Annotated in this window: 4 protein-coding genes; 2 read left to right on the forward strand and 2 right to left on the reverse strand. The window is 65.3% G+C overall.

The features are described from left to right. Positions 1–64 precede the first annotated feature (64 nt). Positions 65–295 (reverse strand): hypothetical protein, encoded by a 231-nt coding sequence (locus ABB28_RS17935; RefSeq protein WP_152983378.1) that lies wholly within the window; start codon positions 293–295, stop codon positions 65–67. Between the two features lie 74 nt (positions 296–369). Further along, the gene (aceE, locus tag ABB28_RS03795; RefSeq protein ID WP_057507355.1) at positions 370–3,057 is read right to left on the reverse strand and encodes a pyruvate dehydrogenase (acetyl-transferring), homodimeric type; all 2,688 of its coding nucleotides are present in this window, start codon (positions 3,055–3,057) and stop codon (positions 370–372) included. A 249-nt stretch (positions 3,058–3,306) separates the two neighbouring features. Between aceE and ABB28_RS03800 the strand changes: the two genes are divergently transcribed. Together ABB28_RS03800 and ABB28_RS03805 are read left to right on the forward strand one after the other, a co-directional pair. Further along, entirely contained in the window at positions 3,307–5,676 is a 2,370-nt protein-coding gene (locus ABB28_RS03800) for a SpoIIE family protein phosphatase (protein WP_083491910.1), read from the forward strand. A 6-nt stretch (positions 5,677–5,682) separates the two neighbouring features. Continuing rightward, a complete protein-coding gene (locus ABB28_RS03805; protein ID WP_057507357.1) occupies positions 5,683–6,063 on the forward strand; it encodes an STAS domain-containing protein in 381 nt (126 codons plus the stop codon). Positions 6,064–6,110 lie beyond the last annotated feature (47 nt).

The following is a 6,110-nucleotide window of genomic DNA, read 5'->3' on the forward strand; positions in this document are numbered from 1 at the left end:
CGATATAGGACGTGGAGGCGACGGCTACGAGTGGAGAAAATCGGCCTCGCAAAGCTCGATAGCGTCAGGTAAATAACTTCGGCTTTCGAAAGATCAGAATCGGTTTGAATGGAAAATGAATCTTTCTCGAATATCGATTTAACTGCGCTCCGTAGAAAACTAGTTTTCCAGAGCCGTTGGGTCCGACGATCAGGGTCATCGAATCCGCGCAGAAAATATTCAATTCCGGATTTTCTGCAACGGCATCAGGCAGCAGCTGCACTCTCTCGGAATTAACACTGATCACCCTGATCATATAAATAGCATCCCTGACGAATCGATTGCAAAAAGGCGGCATTTAGCCGCCTTTTTGTTGATATTTAAGCTTTGTCAAACCCCAACAGGGTTCGACTTCTCCACATCAATCTTGTACTGCTTGATCGCCCGGGCCACATCCTTACCCGTCATCTTCCCTTCCTTCGCCAGCGCCGCAATCGCAGCATGCGCGATGTAGTACCGGTCAACCTCGAAGAAACGACGCAGGTTCGCACGCGTATCCGAACGGCCAAAGCCATCCGTACCCAGCACGGTGTAGTGCCCCGGGATGAACGCACGGATCTGGTCCGCATATGCACGCACATAGTCCGTAGCAGCCACGACCGGGCCCTGGCGGCCTTCCAGCAGCTCGGTCACGTAGGCCTTGCGCTGTTCGCCTTCCGGGTTCATGCGGTTGTAGCGTTCCACGTCGAAACCATCGCGGCGCAGTTCGTTGAAGCTCGGGCAGCTCCAGATATCGGCGGTCACGCCGAAGTCCTTGTCCAGCAGCTCGGCCGCGGCAATCGCTTCGCGCAGGATCGTGCCCGAACCCAGCAGCTGCACGCGCAGCTCGTTCTTCTTCGGCTTGCCGGCGTCGGTCAGCAGGTACATGCCCTTGACGATACCTTCGGCCGCACCTTCCGGCATTTCCGGGTGGGTGTAGTTTTCGTTCATCAGGGTGATGTAGTAGTACTCATCCACCTGGTCTTCCATCATCGCCTTGGTGCCGTGCTGCAGGATCACCGTCACTTCGAAGCCGAAGGTCGGGTCATAGCTGCGCACGTTCGGGATGCCACCAGCCGCCAGATGGCTGTGGCCATCTTCGTGCTGCAGGCCTTCTCCGTTCAGCGTGGTGCGGCCGGCGGTGCCACCCAGCAGGAAGCCGCGGGTACGCATGTCGGCAGCCTGCCAGGCGATGTCGCCCACGCGCTGGAAGCCGAACATCGAGTAGTAGATGTAGAACGGCAGCATCGGCACGTTGGAAACCGAGTAGCTGGTACCGGCGGCCATCCACGATGCAATCGCACCCGGCTCGCTGATGCCCTGCTGCAGCACCTGGCCGCTCTGGTCTTCGCGGTAGAACATCAGCTGGTCCGCATCCACCGGCTTGTACTTCTGGCCGAACGGGGCGTAGATGCCGATCTGTCGGAACAGGCCTTCCATGCCGAAGGTACGCGCTTCGTCGGCCACGATCGGCACGATGTGCGGGCCCAGTTCCTTGTCACGCAGGGTGATGTTCAGGCTCTGCACGAAGGCCATCGTGGTGGAGTACGAACGTTCGCCGCTGCTCTTCAGCAGGCGCTCGTAGGTTTCCAGCTTCGGTGCGTTGAAGCTCTTGCTGGCCTTGCGGCGACGCTGCGGCAGGTAGCCACCCAGCGCGGCACGACGTTCCTGCAGGTACTTCACTTCCGGCGAGTCCGGGCCGGGGTGGTAGAACGGCACCTGGCCGTCCTTCAGCTGCTCGTCGGTCACCGGAATGTTGAAACGGTCGCGGAAGTGGCGCACCGCTTCGTCGTCCAGCTTCTTGGTCTGGTGGGTCGGGTTCAGTGCCTCGCCGGCGCTGCCCATGCCGTAGCCCTTGACCGTCTTGGCCAGGATAACGGTCGGCATGCCCTTGGTGTTCACGGCCTGGTGGTAGGCGGCGAACACCTTGTGCGGGTCATGGCCACCACGATTCAGGCGCCAGATGTCGTCGTCGGAAAGGCCCGAAACCATCGCAGCGGTTTCCGGGTACTTGCCGAAGAAATGCTCGCGGGTATACGCGCCACCGAAGGCCTTGCAGTTCTGGTATTCGCCGTCGACGGTTTCCATCATCAGCTTCTTCAGGACGCCATCGGTGTCCTTGGCCAGCAGGGCATCCCAGTAACCGCCCCACAGCAGCTTGATCACGTTCCAGCCGCCGCCACGGAACACGCCTTCCAGTTCCTGGATGATCTTGCCGTTGCCGCGCACCGGGCCATCCAGGCGCTGCAGGTTGCAGTTCACCACGAAGATCAGGTTGTCCAGGCCTTCGCGGCCGGCCAGCGCGATCGCGCCCAGGGTTTCCGGCTCGTCGCTCTCGCCATCGCCGATGAAGCACCACACCTTGCGGTCGGACTTCTCGATCAGGCCACGGTTTTCCAGGTAACGCAGGAACTGCGCCTGGTAGATCGCGGCCAGCGGGCCCAGGCCCATGGAAACGGTCGGGGTCTGCCAGTAATCCGGCATCAGCCACGGGTGTGGGTAGGACGACAGGCCACCGCCGTCGACTTCCATGCGGAACTTGTCCAGCTGCGCTTCGTCGATGCGGCCTTCCAGGTAGGAACGCGCATAGATGCCCGGGGCGCTGTGGCCCTGGATGAACAGCAGGTCGCCGGGGTGGTTGTCGCTCGGCGCGCGCCAGAAGTGGTTGAAGCCCACGTCATACAGCGTGGCGCCCGATGCGAAGCTGGCGATGTGGCCGCCCAGGTCGCCCGGCTTGCGGTTGGCGCGCACCACGGTGGCCATCGCATTCCAGCGGATGATCGAACGGATGCGCCATTCCAGGTCGGCGTCGCCCGGGCTCTTGGCCTCCAGGTTCGGCGCGATGGTGTTCACGTATTCGGTGGTGGGAGAGAACGGCAGGTACGCACCCGAACGACGGGTCAGTTCCACCATGCCTTCCAGCAGTTGATGCGCGCGCTCCGGGCCCTCGACATCAATCACGGCCTTCAACGACTCGATCCACTCCTGGCTTTCTACCGGGTTCGGGTCGTTGTTCAGCAGCTCGTTCAACCAGTTCATTAGCGCTCCCATTACCGCACGCACGCGCGCGACTGTTATTGATTTCTAGACCGCAAAGTGTAGCGCACCAGTGGCTTCCGTCACTTGGCTACGCCTGCGTATGGTCGTAAATGGCCTGTGTCCCTGCGGACTGTCCGAAGCTGTCCCGGCCAATGTTTCCAAGGTGTTACGCGCGCAGCGGACCGGGTTCCTTGCCCTGCCCGCCCCGGCCATGCCATTGATCCGGGACGGAAAACCAAGGATCGCGCCATGGTTGGTCGCCCTACGCCGCCCGCCCCTACCCGGCCCGCCGGCCGCAGCCTGCGCACGCGGCTGATGCTGTGGTCAAGCGTTGTGCAGGCCGCATTGTTGCTGCTGCTGGTGACACTGTTCTATCTGGGTGCGCGCACGCTGGTGCACCAGCAGGCCGCCGAACAGCTGCGTTCACTGGCCGACCAGACCGCGCGCAGCCTGGGCAATTCGCTGCGGTCGGCGGAAATCACCGGCGACATGCTGCTGTCCCCGCTGGGCCGCCAGGCCTTCGATGCCGCCCAGCTGGATGGACTGCTGCGCGCGGCGGTGGTGGCCGACCCGAACGTGGACGGGGCCACGGTGATCATCGAACCCGGCCGGGTGGTCGACCTGCCCGATGGCTATGCGTGCAATGACGTGCTGAGCGATGGCAGCGTGCAGCAGTCCTGCAGCGGCCAGCTGGGCTTTGATGCGCACCGGCGCAGCTGGTACCGCGATGCGCTGCGCGCCAGTGGCCCGTGGTGGTCGGCGCCGTATGCCAACCCGCAGGCCGAAGGGCGCCTGTTCATCACCTACAGCAATCCGCTGCGGCTGCCGGGCGAGCTGCTGCCGGCCGGCCTGGTCAGCGTGGACGTGCCGCTGGCGCGGCTGCAGCAGGACCTGGGCGAACTGCCGGTGACCGTCGGCCTGCGCGCCACGTTGCTCGGCCCGGACCACCGCGTGGTGCTCAGTTCGGTGCCGGAAATTGAACCCGGCATGTCCCTGCAGCAGTATCTGCAGCTGCGCCCGGACCTGGCGCCGTTGTTCGACCAGCGCCGGCCGGGGCTGGCTCCCGGACAGGGGCTGGCGCACCGCGGCAGCGATGGCACCCGCTTCCTCAGCCGCATCGCCCCGCTGCAGCAGCCCGGCTGGCAGGTGGTGCTGTCGGCCGATCGCGATCTGCTGCTGGCCGACCTGCGCGATGTGGCGCGCTGGGCGGTGGGCCTGGGGTTGCTGGGGGTGGGAGTGTGGCTGCTGCTGGTGCGCCGGCATGCCAGCCGCCTGCTGCAGCCGATGGAAGCGCTCACCGCCGCCGCGCGCCGGTTCAGCGCCGGGCACTTCCACCAGCCGTTGCCGGTGCCACGCCACGATGACGAAGTCGGCCAGCTGACCCGTTCGTTTGAAGGGGCGCGCCGTTCCATCGTGCAGCAGATGGACACCATCGCGCGGATGGCCAGCGCGCGCGAACGCACTGAAAGCGAGATGCGCATCGCCCACGGTATCCAGCAGGGCATGCTGGCGCCGCCGCCGCGCCTGCAGGCCGACGGCTTCCAGCTGCGCAGTGCGGCGCTGCTGGTACCCGCGCGCGACGTTGGCGGCGATTTCCAGCACATCGCCCAGCTGGACCGCACCACGCTGTGCTTCGTCATCGGCGATGTGTCCGGCAACGGCGTGCCGGCGGCGTTGTTCATGACCCGCGTGCTGACCGTGCTGGAGGCTTCGATGCTGCGCCATCGGCACCCGCCGACCATCCTGGCCGAAGCCGGGCGGCACATCGCCGAACGCAACCAGGCCTGCATGTTCGCCACCGTGCTGTGCGGGGTGGTGGATGTATCCAGCGGCCGCTTCGAACTGGCCAGCGCCGGCCATGAATCACCGCTGCTGCGCCAGGCCGATGGCCACGTGCGCGTGCCGGCGATGCACAGCGGCCCGGCGCTGGGCATCAGTGCCGATGCCGACTACCCGTGCGCGCGCGGGCTGCTGGCGCCGGGCGACTACCTGCTGGCCTATACCGACGGCATCAGCGAGGCGCAGTGTCCGCGCAGGCGCTGGTTCGGGCTGGAGCGGCTGCGCGCGGTGGTGGCCGCCGAACCCGACGACCGCCGCGTGTGCGCCCGCGTGGTGGACGCATTGCACGCTTTCTGCGAAGGCGCCGGCAACCCGGACGACCTGGCGCTGGTCAGCGTGGGGCGGCAGGCGCTGTGGTCACCACTGCGGCTGAGTGCGGCGGCCACCGCCGATGGCCTGGCCGAGTTGCTGCAGCGCCTGGTGGCGGGATTGCAGAGCATGCAGGTGGACAGCGCGCGCATCGGCGTGGCGCGGCTGATGGTGGAAGAGCTGGGCACCAACGCGATGGCCTATCAGCGCGTGCTGTCGCATGTGACTCTCGACGTCACCGCGACCCTGGATGAGGATGGCCTCGCACTGGACGTGCGCGATGACGGGCAGGCATTCGACCCCACCGTTGCGCCCGCGCCAGACCTGGATGCGGCAATGGAACGCCGCGCCATCGGGGGCTGGGGTCTGCACCTGGTGCGCTCGCTGAGCGACCACATCGAGTACTGCCGTCGCGATGGCAGCAATCACGTCCATCTTCTGCTGCTGCCCCCCGCAGCGCGCAAGGAGTAGTTGCCCATGTCCCGCCTGACCCTGCGTATCGATCCCGGCGACAGCCCGTACCAGCGCGTGTTCCTGTCCGGCTGGCTCGATGGCAGCACCCATGCCGAACTGGACGCCGCGCTGGCGCCGCTGCTGCACGACGGCACCCATATCCTGGAACTCAACCTGGCCGGGCTGGACTACATATCCAGCGCCGGCCTGCGTTCCATCTTCCGCGCGCGCAAGGCCCTGCACCCGCACGCCGGCCGCCTGCTGGTGATGCAGCCCCGCCCGGGCGTGCGCAAGGTATTCGAACTGGTCAAAGCCGTCCCGGTGGAAGAGGTCTTCGCCTCCCAGCAGGAACTGGACGATTACCTTTCAGCGATCCAGCAGAAAGTAGCCAGCGGCGAACTCTGACGGTAGTGACGACCCACCCCCGGTGGGTGACGAACGTTGGTCGTCAC

The sequence above is a fragment of the Stenotrophomonas chelatiphaga genome (assembly GCF_001431535.1).
Lineage (GTDB): Bacteria > Pseudomonadota > Gammaproteobacteria > Xanthomonadales > Xanthomonadaceae > Stenotrophomonas > Stenotrophomonas chelatiphaga.